Source organism: Novosphingobium sp. ST904, assembly GCF_001298105.1.
In the GTDB taxonomy this organism is placed as follows: domain Bacteria; phylum Pseudomonadota; class Alphaproteobacteria; order Sphingomonadales; family Sphingomonadaceae; genus Novosphingobium.
In genome coordinates this window covers 23,747-41,602 of record NZ_LGJH01000150.1, presented here as the reverse complement: position 1 = coordinate 41,602, position 17,856 = coordinate 23,747, and the positions used below count along the sequence as shown (strand labels likewise).

13 protein-coding genes and 2 pseudogenes are annotated in these 17,856 nt (G+C 64.8%); 11 read left to right on the top strand and 4 right to left on the bottom strand.

Annotation, left to right across the window (positions count from 1 at the left end):
- Positions 1 to 180: 180 nt before the first annotated feature.
- The 3 genes from ADT71_RS35790 to ADT71_RS16020 all read right to left on the bottom strand — a co-directional run bounded on the left by ADT71_RS35790 (position 181) and on the right by ADT71_RS16020 (position 2,864).
- Positions 181 to 1,131 carry a hypothetical protein gene (locus ADT71_RS35790; protein ID WP_369818277.1) on the bottom strand — a complete coding sequence of 317 codons (951 nt, stop codon included), beginning with the start codon at positions 1,129 to 1,131 and terminating at the stop codon, positions 181 to 183.
- A complete protein-coding gene (locus ADT71_RS35785; RefSeq protein ID WP_369818276.1) occupies positions 1,115 to 2,254 on the bottom strand; it encodes a ParB/RepB/Spo0J family partition protein in 1,140 nt (379 codons plus the stop codon). The genes ADT71_RS35790 and ADT71_RS35785 overlap by 17 nt, the downstream gene beginning before the upstream one ends.
- Positions 2,255 to 2,633: 379 nt before the next feature.
- Positions 2,634 to 2,864, bottom strand: a complete 231-nt coding sequence (locus ADT71_RS16020; protein ID WP_054438414.1) for a DUF6429 family protein — start codon at positions 2,862 to 2,864, stop codon at positions 2,634 to 2,636.
- 364 nt (positions 2,865 to 3,228) lie between these two features.
- Here ADT71_RS16020 and ADT71_RS16015 point away from each other — a divergent pair, with 364 nt between their 5' ends.
- From ADT71_RS16015 to ADT71_RS33785, 7 genes and pseudogenes are all read left to right on the top strand, one after another.
- A complete protein-coding gene (locus tag ADT71_RS16015; RefSeq protein ID WP_054438411.1) occupies positions 3,229 to 3,492 on the top strand; it encodes a hypothetical protein in 264 nt (87 codons plus the stop codon).
- A 239-nt stretch (positions 3,493 to 3,731) separates the two neighbouring features.
- A complete protein-coding gene (locus tag ADT71_RS16010; RefSeq protein ID WP_054438532.1) occupies positions 3,732 to 4,472 on the top strand; it encodes a response regulator transcription factor in 741 nt (246 codons plus the stop codon).
- A complete protein-coding gene (locus tag ADT71_RS16005) occupies positions 4,472 to 5,794 on the top strand; it encodes an ATP-binding protein (RefSeq protein WP_054438408.1) in 1,323 nt (440 codons plus the stop codon). The genes ADT71_RS16010 and ADT71_RS16005 overlap by 1 nt, the downstream gene beginning before the upstream one ends.
- A 278-nt stretch (positions 5,795 to 6,072) precedes the next feature.
- A complete protein-coding gene (locus ADT71_RS16000) occupies positions 6,073 to 6,762 on the top strand; it encodes a carbonic anhydrase (RefSeq protein ID WP_054438406.1) in 690 nt (229 codons plus the stop codon).
- Between the two features lie 76 nt (positions 6,763 to 6,838).
- Positions 6,839 to 8,313: pseudogene (locus ADT71_RS15995) on the top strand (SulP family inorganic anion transporter).
- A gap of 314 nt (positions 8,314 to 8,627) precedes the next feature.
- Positions 8,628 to 9,476 (top strand): TorF family putative porin, encoded by an 849-nt coding sequence (locus tag ADT71_RS15990; protein WP_054438405.1) that lies wholly within the window; start codon positions 8,628 to 8,630, stop codon positions 9,474 to 9,476.
- 446 nt (positions 9,477 to 9,922) lie between these two features.
- Positions 9,923 to 9,979: pseudogene (locus tag ADT71_RS33785) on the top strand (hypothetical protein); the annotation flags it as partial.
- A gap of 23 nt (positions 9,980 to 10,002) precedes the next feature.
- Here ADT71_RS33785 and ADT71_RS33780 read toward each other — a convergent pair.
- A complete protein-coding gene (locus ADT71_RS33780) occupies positions 10,003 to 10,170 on the bottom strand; it encodes a hypothetical protein (RefSeq protein ID WP_231635942.1) in 168 nt (55 codons plus the stop codon).
- Between the two features lie 6 nt (positions 10,171 to 10,176).
- Between ADT71_RS33780 and ADT71_RS15985 the strand changes: the two genes are divergently transcribed.
- The 4 genes from ADT71_RS15985 to ADT71_RS15965 all read left to right on the top strand — a co-directional run bounded on the left by ADT71_RS15985 (position 10,177) and on the right by ADT71_RS15965 (position 17,521).
- Positions 10,177 to 11,247, top strand: coding sequence for an FAD-dependent oxidoreductase (locus ADT71_RS15985; RefSeq protein WP_197283043.1), 1,071 nt, complete (start codon positions 10,177 to 10,179; stop codon positions 11,245 to 11,247).
- Positions 11,244 to 12,518, top strand: coding sequence for a polysaccharide pyruvyl transferase family protein (locus ADT71_RS15980; protein WP_054438404.1), 1,275 nt, complete (start codon positions 11,244 to 11,246; stop codon positions 12,516 to 12,518). The genes ADT71_RS15985 and ADT71_RS15980 overlap by 4 nt, the downstream gene beginning before the upstream one ends.
- Positions 12,519 to 12,537: 19 nt before the next feature.
- Positions 12,538 to 14,064 (top strand): hypothetical protein, encoded by a 1,527-nt coding sequence (locus ADT71_RS15975; RefSeq protein WP_054438402.1) that lies wholly within the window; start codon positions 12,538 to 12,540, stop codon positions 14,062 to 14,064.
- 751 nt (positions 14,065 to 14,815) lie between these two features.
- Positions 14,816 to 17,521 carry a S8 family serine peptidase gene (locus tag ADT71_RS15965; RefSeq protein WP_054438399.1) on the top strand — a complete coding sequence of 902 codons (2,706 nt, stop codon included), beginning with the start codon at positions 14,816 to 14,818 and terminating at the stop codon, positions 17,519 to 17,521.
- Positions 17,522 to 17,856: the final 335 nt, after the last annotated feature.

The following is a 17,856-nucleotide window of genomic DNA, read 5'->3' as shown; positions in this document are numbered from 1 at the left end:
ATGTTTCACCTTTGCTGACGGCACCGCCTTTCGTGCAATCGCCATGATGGCCGCTGCGCGTTCCGATATGTGCCGATGTGTTCCTGTTCTGTCGAGGTCATCCGGCCGCGCGGGGAAGCCGCGCGGCCGGATTTTTCCGGGTGGCAGGCCGGGACCGCTGATGCGATCCCGGCCCATCCTTCATTCCGCCGCCACGGCGAAAGGTTCGTCCTCCATGGCGCGGGCTTCCGGCTGCTCGTCCGCCGCCAGCCATGCGGGCCGCTCGGTGCGCAGAATCGGCGGGAGCCAGCCGGTTCCTGCCAGAAGCTGTTCGGCAGCTTCCGCCATTTCCGGCTTCTTCTTGTCCGCGATCTGCTCGGCGGCTTCGTCGCCAAGCGCCTCCCGCACGGCGTCGAGGATTTGCGCCTTGGTCACGCGCCCGAAATAGGCCCGGACGGTCGGTGTCCAATGGGCCGTCATGTCGAGCGCAACCGCCGTCGCCAGCCTGTCCGCCGTTGCATGGGCGTGGCGCTTGTGCTGCTCCCACGGCAGCTTGAGTGCGTTGACGGTCTGCGCGGCGCAATGGGCGAACAGCGCCATGACGCTGGCATGGTCCAGACCGGCGATAAAGCCCCAAAGATCGGCCACGTCGCGGGGCATGTCCGCCGCCCATCCGGCATGACGATCCGCCAGCGCTTTCGCCGCCGCCGTGTCCTCAATGCCGTCCGCATGTCCGCCAAGGCTGGCGCTGATCGGGCGGATTTCGAGGGCGTGGGCGTCCCCGCCACCACGATAGAAGGTCTGCGCGGCAAGCGCATGGGTGACGGCAATCAAGGCCATATCGGGCTGCTCGCCAAGGGCGAGACGCAAGGCAAGGGTGCGATGGGCGGTCAGGTCGCGGATCAGCGAATCCGAGAGGGGCTTGCCGTCTTCCTCCGCTTCCTCGTCCTCGGCGTCGAGCGCGGAAATGTGGTTGCCGTCCTCGTCATATTCGCCGTCTTCCCCGATGATTTCGCCATCGGCGTTGACGCGAACGCCGTCGATGCCGGTGCCGCCGTCCGCGCTTTCGCCTTCCTCCGGCTCCGGGGCCTCGTCCTCGGCACGGATGAAACCGCGCTCGATGCGGGCTTCCCCATCATGGTTCAGAACCACGAAAAACGCCGCCGCGTCCGATCTCCTCGGGATCGTAGGCATGGCGCAGCCCGTCGATGCGCTCAATCTCGGATTCAAGCTCCGCAAGGCGCTGATCCACTTCGGGCGGGAGGTCCACGTCCGCGTCCTGCCATTCCGCTGACAGGCGCTCAAGTTCCTCCTGCGCGGCGTCGTAGGCGGCTTCCTGTTCCTCGGAAAGCTCCACCGGCTGCGGATAGGTGCGGCGCATACCGTGAGCGTGGGGCCAGTGGATATAGGCCGAAACCCATTTCCACCCCTCGGCCTCCTGAACCTCGGCGGCGGTCCTTTCCAGCTTGTCCAGCGCAAGCCGGTCCAGCAGCGCGGCATCGTCGTAGAAGCCGCCGCGATCCTCGGTGAACAGGTCACGGATGATGTTGCCGCCCGCCTCGGTATAGGATTCCGGGCCGACGAAGATCGCCCGCCGATCCGAAGCCGCCACGTTGCTCGCGGTCAGGTCGCGGCGGATGATCCACGGCTCCTTGTTGTGGGACAGGTTTTCATAGACCTGTTCCTGCCGGTCGTGGTCGTCGGTAATGGCGAACGCCTGCAACTGGTCCATGGTCAGCCCGCCGTCGCGGTAGACCTGAATGAGCTTGTGGCTGACAGCGCCAAGGCGAAGCCGCTGCTTCACGACATGCGCGGACTTGCCGAACCGGGCTGCGATTTCCTCCGCGCCCCATCCGCGATTTTCCGAAAGCTCGCGGAAGCGTTCGAATTCATCTGCGGGATGGAGGTTCTCGCGATTGACGTTCTCGTCAAGGCTGATCTCTGCCGCGTCGTTCGCGGTGTCGATGACGCAGCGGATCGGCTCCGTCTTCTTGATTTCCTTGCGCTTGGCGCGCAGAAGCTGCGCCAGCCTGCGGCCTTCCCCGACGCTGACGAGATAGAAGCCGGTCGGCTCCCCATCCGCGTTCGTTTCCGGTTCCACCACAAGGTTTTGCAGCATCCCCTTGGCGGCGATGCTCGCGGCCTTCCCCTCGATAGACGCTTCGCTGTGCGGGGTCTTCCGAGCGTTCTTCGGATGCTTTTTCAGCTTGTTGAGCGGGATGAAAACCGTTTCGCCATGTTCGGGAACGGTCGTGATCTGTGCGTTGGTCGTCATGATCTTGATCCTTATGGGTCTGGGTTGGAGCGCAGCGCTGCGCTGCAACCCTGGCCGTCGCCGAGACCGGGGGGTGCAAGGCGCAAGGGCGGACGGGCGGAGGGGGATCACCCGGCCTGCACAAGCGGATCGAAGTCGTGACGAAGGTACGCAGCACATATTCGCGCGGAAGGCTGGGGATACCGCCCGGCCGCCCTTGTGCCGCGCCAGGGGGCAGCGCCCCCAAGCAACCCGTCCGGCCAGAGCGAAGCGGAGGCCGGGCACAAGGACAGATCAGGATATGGGAGGCTGTAGAGCCGGAAGCTGTGTCATCCTGATCGCAGCTTGATCTATGAATAAAGAGAGCTGAAAAGGTGCTGTGCGCGGAAGAAGCGACTGCCTATTCGGGTTTGCAGAAAATCGCCCGGAAAAGCTGTTCCGATCGCTCAATGCCCTCGTCGGTCAACAAGACGGATTTCACTTTGCTAATCGGATTGCTGATGAAGCCCTTCTCATGCAGCCGGTTCATCGCATCCCAATCGAAGCTCTTCCATGATCGTCCGTCCCGGTCGAGTGAGAGGAAGAGCAGCGCAAGGATTGCATCGTCGATTTTGTCCTTGTCGATTTCCATAGTCGCGATCCCCCAGCGTTCATGGTGAGTCCCGGCCGATGGAGGAGACCGCACCACGAAGACCGTCGATTTTCATGCCTATGGCTATTTTATAGGGTCATGGAGGGCTATGGAGTAGGTATAGTTCTCATCGCTATCTCGCATGGCCCGCCATGCGGCAACGGTTTCAGCTTTTCCCATCAAGACAACGAACGACGAAAACACCCCCCACCGGGGTCCACCATGCTGCGTCCGCATGGTTTCCGATGTTTTTCCCGTTCGTTTCCAAGACTCTCCACCGAGCAACACTTCGTTACATTCTTGCACGAGGCAAGACACGAAGCATGCCCAGATTCGGCTCCACGCAAAGTCTGGAGCTGAAATAATGAAGTCTACCCTGATTGCCGCCGCTGCCTTCGTCGTCGTCGCCATCCCCGGCGCCGCGATCGCCAACACCACGTCCGCCCACCTCAAGGGCCATACCGCGGTTGCCGCCCCCAAGGCCAAGACGCAGGCCCAGTCGCGCGGCGTCTGCCATCCCGAACCCTCGAAGGGCCGCGATTGCCGCCACCGCAACGTCCAGGCCCAGGCCGCAACCGCGGCACCGGCCCTCGCCAGCGCCGAAGTCTCCGCACCGAAGGTTCAGTGATCGTCCCCGCCGGCCCGGTGCAACCCGGCACCGGGCGGCGCATCGACGGACGAGTGACTGGCGGACGAGAAACTGGCGGGCGCCATCCGCTAACGGCCCGATCGGGATAGCCTGAAGGTTTTGCCCCAGGGTTTTATCCAAAGATTTTGCCAAGCCGCGCCCGAAATCATACATCTGTGCATGAAGAGACGATGAGCAACACCACAGCCCCCATCTATCGCCACCTCGACGACGGCCCCATGCCCACCCCGACGATCCTGTTGGTGGAGGACGACGGCCCCCTGCGCACCCTCACCGCGCGCGCCCTCAGGCAGAGCGGTTTCAACGTGCTCACCGCCGCGACCGGCGCCGAAATGTGGGTGACCCTGCGCGAAGGCCCCGTGAGCCTCGTCGTGCTCGACATCATGCTTCCCGGCACCAGCGGCTTCGACCTGTTCCGCCGCCTGCGCCGCGAATGCGACATCCCGGTGATCTTCATCAGCGCGCGCGGCAGCGAGGAAGACCGTGTGCTCGGCCTCGAACTGGGCGCGGACGACTATCTGGCCAAGCCCTTCAGCACCCGTGAACTGGCGGCCCGCGTCAGCGCCGTGCTGCGCCGGGGCGGCAATGGCGCGGCCACTGCCGAATTCACGGGGAACGATGCCGTCGCCGATGGCCGGACGCCCGAATCGATCCACTTCGAAGGCTGGAACCTGTCGATGGCGCGCCGCGAACTGCGCTCGCCGACCGGGGCCATGGTGGACCTCACCGGCGCCGAGTTCGACCTGCTCGCCACGTTCCTCGCCTATCCGCAGCGCGTGCTCGGCCGCGAGCGGCTGATCGAGCTTTCGCGCTCGCGCCTGGGCGACAGTTCGGACCGCAGCGTGGACGTGCTCGTCAGCCGCCTGCGCCGCAAGCTGCAGGCGGAAGGCGGCGAATCGCCGATCGTGACGGTTCGCGGCGTCGGCTACATGTTCAAGGCCGAGGTAACGCGCGCCTGATGACCTTGCGCCGGTTCCGTCTGTTCCGGCGCTTCGGCCTGCCCGAGCGGCTGATCGCAGTCCTGCTGCTGGTCTTCGTCATCGATGTCGTCTGCAACACGGTGCTGTTCGAGCGTGCCAACACGTTCGAACTGCGCCGCGACGACGCCCAGCGCATCGCCGAGAATCTCGTGCTGGCGAGCCGCGCGATCGACCACAGCCTCCCTGGCGACCGCCAGAAGGTCACCGCCGCGCTGAGCTCGCCGCAGTTCTCGCTGCGCCTGACGGAAGGCAAGCGCTATCGCGGGTCGCTGGGCCTTGCCAACTTGCGCGCCCAGATCATCGAGATCGCCCCGGAACTCGCGCATAGCGACCTCGAACTGCACCTCGAATCGATCCCGCGGGACGGCAATATCGGCGGCTCGCTGCGCCTGCCGGACCACAGCGTCCTCGATTTCCGGACCCATGCCCGCTCCGCCTGGAAGCTGAGCGCCGGGCGGCTCGCCAGCCTGGTCCTGCCGACCCTGCTGCTCATCACCTTCGCCTGGATCCTGCTGCGCGCCGCGCTCAATCCGCTGCGTTCGCTGATCCGCGCCACCCGCCATCTCGGCGCCGGCCCGCCCCGGCCCGTCCCCGAACGCGGCCCCGATGAAATGCGCCAGCTCATCCGGGCGATGAACGAGATGCAGGAACGCATTCACCAGTCCCTGCTCGATCGCACGCATACCATGCTCGCCATCGGCCACGACCTGAAGACGCCACTCGCCCGCATGAGGCTGCGGCTGGACGATGGCGAAGTGGATGCGGTGGTGCGCGACGGCATCAATCACGACATCGACGAGATGCGGATGCTGCTCGATTCGATCCAGGCCTATGTGGAAACGGGCGGCACCCAGATCCCGGCGGAGCGCATCGACCTGGCCATCATGGCCGAGACGCTGGTGGATACCGCCGCCGATCGCGGGGCCAATGCCTCCTACAGCGGCCCGACCAGCCTCGAGATCATGGCCCGCCCGGTCTCGATCCGCCGCGCCTTGTCCAACCTGATCGAGAACGCGCTGCACTACGGCGGCAATGTCCGCGTCAGCCTGCGGCGCGACGGCGACGGCGCCGAGATAACCGTCGACGACGACGGCCCCGGCATTCCCGAGGAGCGCATTCCCGACGCGCTCCAGCCCTTCGTCCGCCTCGACACCGCCCGCGCCCGCGACACGGCCGGCATGGGCCTGGGCCTGCCGATCGTGCGCAAGGCAGTGCGGCTGGAAGGCGGCACGCTGGACCTGCGCAACCGGCCCGAAGGCGGCCTGCGGGCAACGATCAGGCTGCCGCTCGGAACGCGCTGATCGCAATTGCCGCCGGTCCTGCTGAGCAGCCCGGCGGACAACACGCTGTTAATATTCGGCAATTCCCTGAAACACGATCGCCATCACCGGAAACTCCCGCATTACCGGGGGCTTTCCTGAATTACCGTTCATCCACGCTGCGCTGCAGCAACATTTCCTGACAAATGCGCACGACCTGCGAAAACAGCGACACGTACCTTTCCCATCAAGCTCCGCGCCCGCGTCCCCCAAACCCCTCCGTGCGCGCGGGGCAACCGAATCAAGGAAAGGTTACGAGAGTGAATGAACTGATCGGACGCGTCTTCCACTTCGAGAAGACCATCTTCCCCGCCAGCAGCGAACTGTTCGGCAAGCTCACCCGCGAAGGTCAGGAGCCCAAGGCCCTGATGATCTCCTGCGCCGATTCGCGTATCGTGCCGGAGCAGATCATGCAGGCCCAGCCGGGCGACCTGTTCGTCTGCCGCAACGCCGGCAACATGGTACCCCCTTACGCAACCCAGAACGGCGGCGTGACCTCGACCGTGGAATATGCCGTGGCTGCCCTCGGCGTGCGCGACATCATCGTCAGCGGCCACTCGGGCTGCGGCGCCATGAAGGCGCTGGCCGACCCGACCGGTCTGGAAACGATGCCGAACGTCGCCGCCTGGCTCAAGCACGGCGCCGCCGCCGAGCATATCGTCAGCACCTGCCATGGCGACCTCTCGGGCGAGGACCGCGTCCGCGCCATCACGCTCGAAAACATCATCGCCCAGATCAGCCACCTGCGCACCCACCCCGCGGTTGCCGCCGCCATCGCCCGCGGCGAAATGACGCTGCACGGCTGGTTCGTCGACATTCACGCCGGCCAGGTCCTCGGCCTCGACGGCGAAACCGGCCAGTTCGTGCCGCTGCGTGAGGAAGCACCGCTCCCGGTCGCGCTTTCCGCCCGCGCCCGCATCGCCTCCGAATTCGCCGAGGCAGCGGAATGACGACCGCCGCCCCCACCTCTCCGGAGGCAACCCGGAGTGGGCCTTTCGCCACTTCGGCAGGGACTTCACGGCCTCGATCGTGGTGTTCCTGGTGGCAATGCCGCTCTGCATGGGCATTGCCATCGCGTCGGGCGTGCCCCCTGAAAAGGGGCTCGTCACCGGCATCATCGGCGGCCTCGTGGTCGGCCTGCTGGCAGGCTCGCCTCTCCAGGTGAGCGGCCCGGCGGCCGCCTTGCCGTCATCGTCTTCGAATTCGTGCGCGAGCACGGCCTCGAAGCGCTCGGCCCCGTCCTCCTGCTGGCCGGCCTGATCCAGGTTCTCGCCGGTACGCTCCGCCTCGGCGGCCTGTTCCGCGCGATCAGCCCCGCCGTCGTCCACGGCATGCTCGCCGGCATCGGCGCGCTCATCGTGATCGGCCAGTTCCACATCCTCTTCGACGAGAAGCCGATGTCGAGCGGTCTCCAGAACATGGCGATGATGCCCGCGCGCATTCTCGGCCTCGATCCGGGCAACATGGCCTCCACCGAAATGGCCGTCATGCTCGGCGTCCTGACGATGGCGATCATGCTCGGCTGGGAAAAGGTCCGTCCGAAGTCCATGGGCCTCGTCCCCGGCGCCCTGCTCGGCGTGGTCGCGGCTACCGCCGTGGCATGGACCATGGGCCTCGACGTTGCCCGCATCGCCGTTCCGGAATCAATCGGCGCCGCCTTCGCACTGCCCACCAGCACCGGCTGGTTCGCCCCGCTCGCCAACCCGGCGCTGATCGTCGCCGCACTCGCCATCGCCTTCATCGCCAGCGCCGAGACGCTGCTTTCGGCCGCCGCGGTCGATCGCATGCATGACGGCGTGCGCACCAAGTACGACAAGGAACTGCGTGCGCAGGGCATCGGCAACCTGCTTTGCGGCGTGTTCGGCGCCCTGCCGATGACCGGCGTGATCGTGCGCAGCTCGGCCAACGTGCAGGCCGGCGCCAAGACCCGCCTGTCGGCGATCCTGCACGGCGCATGGATTCTCGCCTTCATCGCCCTGCTGCCCTGGCTGCTGCGCGAAGTGCCGATGGCGGCACTGGGCGGCGTCCTCGTCGTCACCGGCTTCAGGCTGGTCAGCCTCAGCCACGTGCGCCACCTGTTCCACAACTACGGGGCCTTCCCGGCGCTGATCTGGGCAGTGACCTTCGCGCTCGTGGTCACCACCGACCTGCTGACCGGCGTGCTCGTCGGCCTGGCGCTGACAGTGGTGGAACTGGCCCCGCACTTCAGGAACCTGAAGCTCAAGGTGGAGGAGCATGTCGAGGAACACGAAGCGGGCGAATCGACCCGCCTCGCCCTTGGCGGCGGCGCCACCTTCCTCGGCCTCACCCGCCTCAACAACGTGCTGGAAAAGCTGCCGCACGGCCGCCCGGTCCACCTGGACCTCGGCCAGCTCAAGGTCATGGATCACACCACGTCCGAGACGATCAGCGAATGGCTCAACCGGCGCCGCCAGAGCGGCCATGCGGACCGCGTGACCGGCCCCGAGCCGATCCTGCGCCCGCTTCCGATCGCGGCCTGACGATCACTTCGATCTCGTAAGGCGCGGGCACCTTCTCGTCCGCGCCCCTTTCCTCTGCCGGGCGATCTCCATGCGGGATCGCCCGGTTTCTTTTTGCCCGCATGCCTTTCGCCGGCCGCCTCCGGCCGGGGCCGCCCCATCGCCCCGGCGCCGCGTGGCGATCAGACACACTTTGTCACGGATGGGAAAACCAAAGGACAATTACGGCCCGTAACACCGTGCAAGTCTGCACGAAACGGGTTCGCCACGCATGTAGGGCCCGGCTGCAGGCCGCAGGATGGAACGCGACAACAGTCATCATGAGGGCGTTCCATATGAAAATCCGTCTTGCCGCAGGCCTGCTTGGCCTCGCCGCGTCCGGTATTGCTTTCTCCGCTCCTGCCATGGCCCAGGAAGAGGTCCCGAGCGAGATCACCGTATCCGGCACCGTCGGCCTCGTTTCCGACTATCGCTTCCGCGGGGTCTCGCAGACCGACAAGGAAATGGCCGTTCAGGGCGGCATCACCGTGTCCCACGCCAGCGGCGCCTACGTCGGCACCTGGGCCTCGAACCTCTCCGGCTGGGGCACCTTCGGCGGATCGAACATGGAACTCGACCTCGTGGCCGGCTACGCCACCGAGATCACCAGCGGCGTGAAGCTGGACGTCGGCCTCACCTGGTACATGTATCCGGGCGGCGCCTCGGAAACCGACTTCGCCGAACCCTACGTGAAGCTGTCGGGCGCGATCGGCCCTGCCAACATGCTGGTCGGCGTCGCCTACGCGCCCAAGCAGCAGGCGCTCGGCAAGGTCTATGCCAGCGGTGACGACTATGCCGACGGCATCGGCCGCCCCGGCGCCAAGTCGGACAACTTCTACATGTGGGCCGACGGCAACACCGCCATCCCCAGCACCCCGCTGACGCTCAAGGCGCACCTCGGCTACTCGAAGGGCAACTCCGGCCTCGGCCCGAACGGCACCAGCGTCGCGCCGACCGGCGAATACCTCGACTGGATGCTCGGCGCAGACCTCGCGCTCGGCCCGGTCACGCTTGGCGTCGCCTATGTAGACACCGATATCTCCAAGTCGGAAAGCGCCTATCTCCAGCCGAACTTCTCCTCCACGAAGAACGGCTCGCAGATCGCCGGATCGACCGTCCTGTTCTCGGTCGGCGCCAGCTTCTGATCTGAGCGGACGAAAGGCCCGGAAGGCCCACCGGCCTTCCGGGACCAGATTTCGCCTATCCAGGACGCCGCGGCTTCGCCTCCACCGCTCACGCGGGAGGCGCGGCCCCGGCGCTTTTGCGTTCGGGCGCTGGCGCGCTGAACGGTGGATGCCGGGCCATCCGAAATGGATGGAAACGCCCGCCGTAATGGACCCTGATCGCGTTGCCGAGGCCATGCCGGAACCATAAAACGAACGCCGGAAACGGGAGGCTCCCTCTCCTCGGTCTTGCTTGGAGCATCGCTTGCAACATCTCCCCGAATTCTCCAGGCCCCAAAAGACGTTTCTCGCCGGATGCCACGCGGCCGGCCCGCCCCCGGCGTGAGCGAACTTCCCCTGCACCTCGCCGGCGGCCGACGATCGTCCTCGGCGCCGGGATCGCCGGCCTTGCAGCGGCGGACAGCCTCGTGAGATCGGGTCACAAAGTCATCGTCATCGAACGCGGCAACGCCGCCGGGGGTACGCACCGCAGCCGCCAGATCGGCCCCTATACTTCGATGTCGGCAGCATCTTCTACGAAGAAAACGCCAGGGTCTTCGATCTGGCGCCGGGAATCCGCGATCTCTGCCCCCAGGTCCTGAGCCTGCAACGGCGTGTCGCGCCTGACGGTTCGATCCTGCTCTACCCCATCGAACCGCGCGATCTGCTCAAGCAATCACCCTTGCGGCTCGCCCGGTCGGTGCTGGATCTCCTCGGCTCGCGCATCGCCGTCAGCCGCGATGGAACCCTTGAAGCGATCTGCCGCAAGCGTCTGGGCGGCACATTCTTCGAAGATACCGGCCTGCGCTCCTACATCGGCCGCTTCCATCACGTCCCGCCCGACCAGATCGACGAGGAATTCTTTTTCCGGCGAATGGCCATCATCGAGCGTTTCACCCGCATGAACGCGCTGGCACGCAGCGCCGCCCGCGCAATCAGGATCCGGCAGGGCAGCCAGCACCGCAAACGCTGGCCGATGCGCGTGCGCCCGCGCGAAGGATATCAGGCCATGTTCCGCCCGATAGTGGAACGCCTGACGGCGGCGGGGGTCGAATTCGCATTTGGCGAACAGCTTTCCGCCGTGGAGCGGGAAGGCAGCTTCTTCCGCGTCGGCACCCAATGCTCGGGCCAGAGCGGCCATCACGGCCCGAAACATGGTGCTGGCCGGGATGGAGCCCCCCGCACCACCCGGCTCGCTTCGGCGGTGGTCAGCACGATCCCGGTGGATGCGCTCCACCGGGTACTGTTCTCAGCGCCTTCCGGCACCGTCTCGCTCGACATGACCACGCTTTACGTTTCCGCAGCGCACCTCCATCCGGATGCGGGGAATGTGCTGTTCAACTTCCATGCCGAAGGCGAATGGAAACGCGCCACGATCTATTCGCGCATCTACCCGGACCCCGCGTGCGGCCGGGAATTCTTCTCGGTGGAAACCACCCTGCCCCCCGGCGCCCGCCACAGCCCCGGCGCCGCCTTCGAAGATTTCCGCGATCATGCAACAAGGCTCGGCCTCGCCAGCGACCTTCGGCTGGAAGGCCATGAACTCGTGGAGGACAGCTATCCGCTCTACACGGTGGGCGCACGCGCACGGCTCGATGCGGCGCTGGATCGCATCGCCGGGGTCGGGATCATCTCCGCCGGCCGGCAAGGACGCTTCGAATATCTGCCGACATCGTCCGGCGTGATCGCGCAAGTCATCCGCAATCTCGATTGCGGGGCCGCTCCGGCAGCCTCGCCCGAAATGGCCGCATGACCGGAATAACCGCACCGATGCCATCGACCAGCGCCCTGAACCACACCGCCGCACGCCCTTCCCCGCAGCCTCGCCCCCGCGTGCGGATCTTCAACGTGAAATACAGCCCGAACCTCGGGGACGGCCTGCTTTCGGAGTGCCTCGAACAGGCGCTGGTGGAATGCGGGGCCGATGAAAGCACATGCTCGATCGATCTCGCAGCGCGTTCGGCATACGGTCGCGGCACGGCGGGCCGATCGGCGCTGATGCGGATGCTCCAGTCGTTGCCGCCCGCGCTCCGCCGGCTCGCGGTCCGCCTGCCGCTCGCTGTCCAGAGCCGCCGCCGCTGGCTGCCCCATTACCGCGCCGCATTGCGGGATGCCGATTGCGTGGTGATCGGAGGCGGAAACCTCATCGCCGATCTCGATCTCAATTTCCCGACCAAACTGGCCCTGGCAATCCATGAATCGGCGGATCGCGGACTGCCGGTTTTCATCTATGGCTGCGGGGTCTCCTCAGGCTGGAGCAGGCAAGGGGCGGCGCTGCTGCAACAGGCGCTTGCCAGAGACGCGGTCCGGCAGGTGTTCCTGCGCGACGAAAGATCGATATCGCTGTGGCACGACCTTTTCGGCGAACATGCAGGCCTCCCTGCCAGACTGGTGCGCGACCCCGGCCTCCTCGCCGGCGAGCGCTACGGCCTCGGTGCTTCTCAACCCCGTCCAGGTGCCGTTCTGGTCGGGTTGAATGTGACTGCCCCCGTCGCCGTGCAATACCATGCGGAACATGCCCCGCAGGCCCGACAGCTCGAGGATTGGTACCTGAATCTCGCAGAAACCCTGGTTGCACGCGGGTTTCGGGTCGCCGTATTCACGAATGGCAGTCCGGAAGACCGCGCCTGCGCCGCCAGGCTTCGCAGCGCCTTCGAAACCATCGCCCTGCCAGGCCAGGTCTCGTTTCCCGAAGCCGATACGCCGGGCGAACTGGCGCGGCTCATTTCCGGTCTCGGCGGACTTATCGCCTTCAGAATGCACGCAATTATCGCATCCTACGCGTGCAGGATTCCCTTCGTCGCGCTGGACTGGGACCCCAAGCTCGCCTCCTTTGTACATTCCATCGACCACAGCGAATGGCTTGTCGATCCAGCCTCCACCCCGCCCGAAACAGCCGCCTCCCTGCTGGCTCAAGCCATGGCGAACGGGATAGCCCCCAACACCCATGCCCGCGTGATCGCGCAGGCGCGTTATGGGGTAGAAAGCCTGCACACCGAAATCGCACGAGCCGTTAAGCCTTGAAATTTCGGTATAATCTACAGTGAAACGGATACTCGCACTGATCGCCGCGCTCGCTGCCGCTCAGGCGCCCGCCGGAAACCCGCAGCGCCCCAGCCGCCTCGAAGCAGGACCAGAAGCGCAACCCGGCGCGCGGCTTGCTTCTGAGATCCGCGCCCCGCTCCCACCGATGCGGCTGGGCGCCGCCACCAATTTCTCGCAGGGCAACCTCCCTCGCCTGTTCGATGCCGCCCTGGCTCTGCCGCTTGCGAACTGGCGCGACAGCATCCGCTGGGCAGACGTCGAGAAAACCAGAGGCCGCTACACCTTCGACCAGCCGATGTCCCTGTATCCGGCCAGCCTGGAGCAGCACCATGCCCGGATGACCCTGACGCTCAACTGGGGAAATCCGCTCTACGATGCCGGACAGACACCGCATTCGCCCGAAGCGCTCGCGGCATTCGGGAAGTTCGTTGCCGAAGTGGTGCGCCGGTATCCTGCGATCGACAGGCTGGAAATCGGCAATGAGATCAACGGCAACAATTTCGTTTCCGGCCCGATGAAGGACGCGCCGCCCGCGCAGCGCCTCGCCTACCACCTGGCCATGGTACGAAGCGCAGCCAAGGCCGCGAGAGCGGTACGGCCGGATATCAAGGTCATTGGCGGCTCCACCCATTCGCTGCCCGGCGGCTTTCTCTGGCCCCTTCTCGATCAGGGCGGCACCGGCCTGCTCGACGGTCTCGCGCTCCATCCTTACACCACGCCGATCGATCAACTTCCCGCTCAAGTCGCAGTCCTCCGCCGCCATCCTTCTCTGGCGCCAATACCGCTCTACATGACCGAATATGGCAGCCTGGACCCAGAGCATGCCGGTGACGATCTGGTCCGCGCTTACGCGACCCTTTCGTCTCTGGGCATCGCGGAGTTCGATTGGTACCCGCTCAACGATCGGGGCGACGGGTTCGTCCCCTTGCTGCGACGCGACGCAGGACTGACGGAGGCAGGCCGCGCCTTCCGTTTCGTGACGAAGCAGCTCGGCGATCATCGGGGGGAGGATCGAAGCCCCGATCGCTTCACCTTCATTCACGCGTTCGGCGCCAGAACCTGGGTCCTCTGGGGCGCGGCAAGGCCGATCTCGATCGATTCGGCCTCCGTTTCCGCGTTCGACGCCGCGGGAACCCGGCTTAGTGGCGCCTCTCTGATGCTGGCCGAAGACCGGGTGCTCATCCTCACGGGCAAGGTTCCACTGAAGATCGACGAAAACGTGAAACTCGGCTGCACGCCATTGATCGCGGACAGTTTCCTCGGCTTTACTTTCCCGGCACCCGATGGTGCCATCCCCAGCCAGACGGTCGGGCTTGTCCCGTTCTGGAAGACGGGCTCTCGCGAAGTGCCTTTCATGACGTTTCCCGGTCAACAGACGGCCGGCGTACCATGGACCCCCTATCTCGCGCGCGCGGCGCGGCCGTACCTCGAGTGGCGGCTGACACGATTGTCCCGGCCACAGGAGCAAACGGAGATGCCGTTCTTCTCCGCTACACCGCGCGGTTTCGGATGGTGCTCAGGATAGAGGCCGAATTCGCGCTGACAGGCCGCAGTGAAAGCGGCCTGGCCGTATCCATGCGATCGGGCGGACAGTCCGTGTTTGCAACCCGGGGGGCGGCCCCGATCCGGATAGAGCGGACGATACCGCTTACCCCCGGGCAGGCGCTGGACTTTGTCGTCGCACCGGAGGGCGCTGGCCGCACGGGTGCGGTCCGGTATCGCATACGCCTGTACGACACGGGGGCCTGCGCTCCTGTCGGCGCTATCAAACGATAGCGGAGCCAAGCTGCGTCCCTCACCCCGCCCATGGCAAGTCCACCCGGCAACCGAATCGACATTTCCGCTCCCTTGGGAAGGGAAAAAGCGTCGATCCCGGAAAAAAACGATCACGCTTAGGGCGAAACCCCTATCGGCCACGGCATCCGGGCAACCACCTGGTTTTTGCCTGCGAAACCGGAACCACAACGGGCCTGCAAAGCCGGCCATTTCGCCGCATGGTTAACGCCACCTCTACAAGGGCACGCACAAACGTTTGTGACTGCAAGGCAAAAGCGGCTGCAACTGCCAAACGATTGTGAATTGTACGCAATCACCCTTACCAACCAAGTATTACTTGAATCACAATCAAAACATCCAGCCGTGAATTTGCGTTTACCGTGCACAGAAGGCCCCGATTAGCCACTACAGCCATATTGAATATCTCGCAGAAACGAAACCAACAGCTCTACCGAAACAACAATCGATCCGGATAGAGCCAACAATGCGAGTATTATCACATGGCAAAGAAGAATATCATCGCATCGACTGCAGCAACAACCACTTATTACGGCGACGCTCTTGAAAAGCAGCAGTGGTATCTGGACGGATCGACCCGCTCCAAGCTGAGCATCGACGCTTATTCCGTATGGCAGGACTACACCGGCAAAGGCGTGCGCATCGGCGTTATCGACTCCCAGATCGACTTTCGTCATGCCGATCTCAAGAAGGCCTATGACACCACGCTCGACTACAACTTCGCAACGGCGACTGACGCCGTAACGATCAGCGCCACCGCCCTGCCCCAATCCCACGGCACTTCCGTTGCCGGGGTGATCGCCGCCGAAGCCGGCAATGCCATCGGAACCGTAGGCATCGCCTCCGGCGCCACGCTTGTCGGCCTCGGCGTCGACTATTCCTCCAGCAATGCCGCAGGGCAGATCGTGTCTGCCCTGCAGAAGTCGGCCAGCCTGGACGTTGCCAACAACAGCTGGAGCTTCGTCGAAAACTTCGCCGACAATTTCAATGCCAACCCGGAATACAAGGCAGCGCTCGTTTCCGCCGTTTCAACCGGACGCGGCGGGCTGGGCACTTCGCTGGTGTTCGCGGCCGGTAACGCCGGAACCTCCGGCACCTCGAACTACCATAATTTCCAGAACTCGCCCTATACGATCGCGGTCGGCTCGGTCGACGCCGACGGCAATCCTTCCGCCTTCACCAGCATCGGCGCGAACGTGCTGATCTCGGCCGCCGGCCGCGACGTGCTCACCACCACGCTGAGCGACCGTTATGAAAGCGTTTCGGGAACATCATTCGCCGCTCCGGCCGTGTCGGCAACGATCGGCCTGATGCTCCAGGCCAATCCCGACCTCGGCTACCGCGACGTTCAGGAAATCCTCGCCTACTCCGCCCACCGCACGGGCCTGACCGACGGCGCAAGCTTCGGCGACGGCTGGCGGACGAATGGCGCCGATAACGCCAATGGCGGCGGGCTCCATTACAGCGACGCATTCGGCTACGGCTTCCTCAACGTCCACGATGCCGTGCGACTGGCCGAAACCTGGGACGAACAGCAGACTTTCGCGAACATGGCCACAGCCACCAAGACCGTCACGACAGCGCAGACCCTGGTTGCCGGATCGAACGATCACCTTTCGCTCGACATCCCCGTGACCGATGCGATCGATCTCGAACATGTCCAGATTTCCATCGACCTCAACTGGCTCAACACAGGCGATCTCGACGTCTACCTGACATCGCCGGAAGGTACCCGGGTCCGCCTGGTCTACGACCTTCCAACCGAGAGCCGCGTCGGCAGCATCCGCAACTTCACTTTCAGTTCGGTCGCCTCGATGGGCGAACAATCCGCCGGTACCTGGAAGCTCGACATCTACAACCGCGATCCCGCCGCTGCCGACAAGGCCGGTGTGCCGATGACGGGCAAGTTCAAGGGCGCTACGCTGACCCTGCTTGGCGAAGCGGACACCTCGAAGAACGACACGTACATCTACACCGACGAATTCGGCACGCTCTACGCCGGCGCCGATCTCGCCAAGCGCAGCGTGCTCAAGGATGCGAACGGCGGAACCGACACGATCAACACGGCGGCCGTCACCAGCAACACCACGATCGATCTTACCGCCACAAAGGTAAGCACGATCGCCGGCGTCACCCTGAACCTGGCGGCCAATACCATCGAAAACGTCTACTCGGGTGATGGCAACGACACGCTGATCGGCAGCAACGTCGCCAACATGCTGAGCGCCGGGCGCGGAAACGACACGATCTACTTCAGCTTCGGCAATGACAGGATCGACGGCGGGCAAGGCCAGGACGCGCTGGTCATGAACTGCGCCTTCTCGAAGATTTCCGGCTCGGTCTCGGCCACCGGCGACGTGCTCATCTCCGCGAAGTATGGCGAGGTCTCGACCATCAGCAACGTCGAAACCTTCACCTTCTCGGACGGCACCTATAGCTACGCCCAGCTGGTGAAGCTGCTCGCCGCAGGCACTTCGGCAGTGGTCGACCAGCCGGTCACGCAGGCCCCGGTGGAAACGCCGACAGTCCCCGGCAACACCTCGGGCGAGGCCGGCACCGGCGACGGAACCGTGCATGCTCCGGTCACCGAGACGCCCGGTTCGGGCTCCACGGATCATGCGGCCACCAGCCCTTATGGCGATGAAGGCCGCACTTATGCAGCCACCCTGACCGGCACCGGCGCGGATGACCGCATCGTGGGAACCACGGCAGGCGAGCGGATCGACGGCCTCGACGGGATCGACAAGCTGCGCGGCATGGCCGGCGACGACGGCATCCACGGCGGCAACGGCGACGACACGCTCTATGGCGATGACGGGAACGATCATCTTTATGGCGATGCCGGCATCGACACGATCATGGGCGGCACCGGCAATGACTGGATCTTCGGCGGAACCGGCGCGGACCGGCTCTATGGCGAGGCCGGCGCCGATACCTTCGTGTTCGACGCTTCCGACGTGGCAGGCATGGACACCATCTACGATTTCAGCGCGGCCGATGGTGACAAGATCCTGATCACCGGCATCGCGAACGGCAGCACTGCCACGTTCGACATCGTCACCAGCGGTTCGGGCACCTATCTCCAGATGCATGACGAAAGTGGCGACCACCTGCTCGCCCGAATCAAGGGCGTCGGAATGGAAGGCCTCCATGTGGCCGACACCGATGCCGGACTGCTCTGGGCGTGAGGCCGCCCGTTCATTGACAGGGCCGCTGACGCCCGCACATCGCCCCAAGCGACTGTATCAAAAGGGCTCCGAGGAATCGGGGCCCTTTCCTTGTGCGCCCTCGCGACGCCCGCCATCGTTAATCCGCCGGAAGTGCAAGCCCCCCTCCCCGCCATCGAATTCTGCGTCCATAATGGACATTCCGGAAGCGGAGACTTCACATGCGGGCGCTGAACAACAAAGAAATTCCGCGCAATATCGCCATAGACTCTAGTAATAACACGTAAAACACCATCCATAATGGCGTATATTAAAATGAATGAATGGAAGATCCACATCAAAACGGTTGCACGACA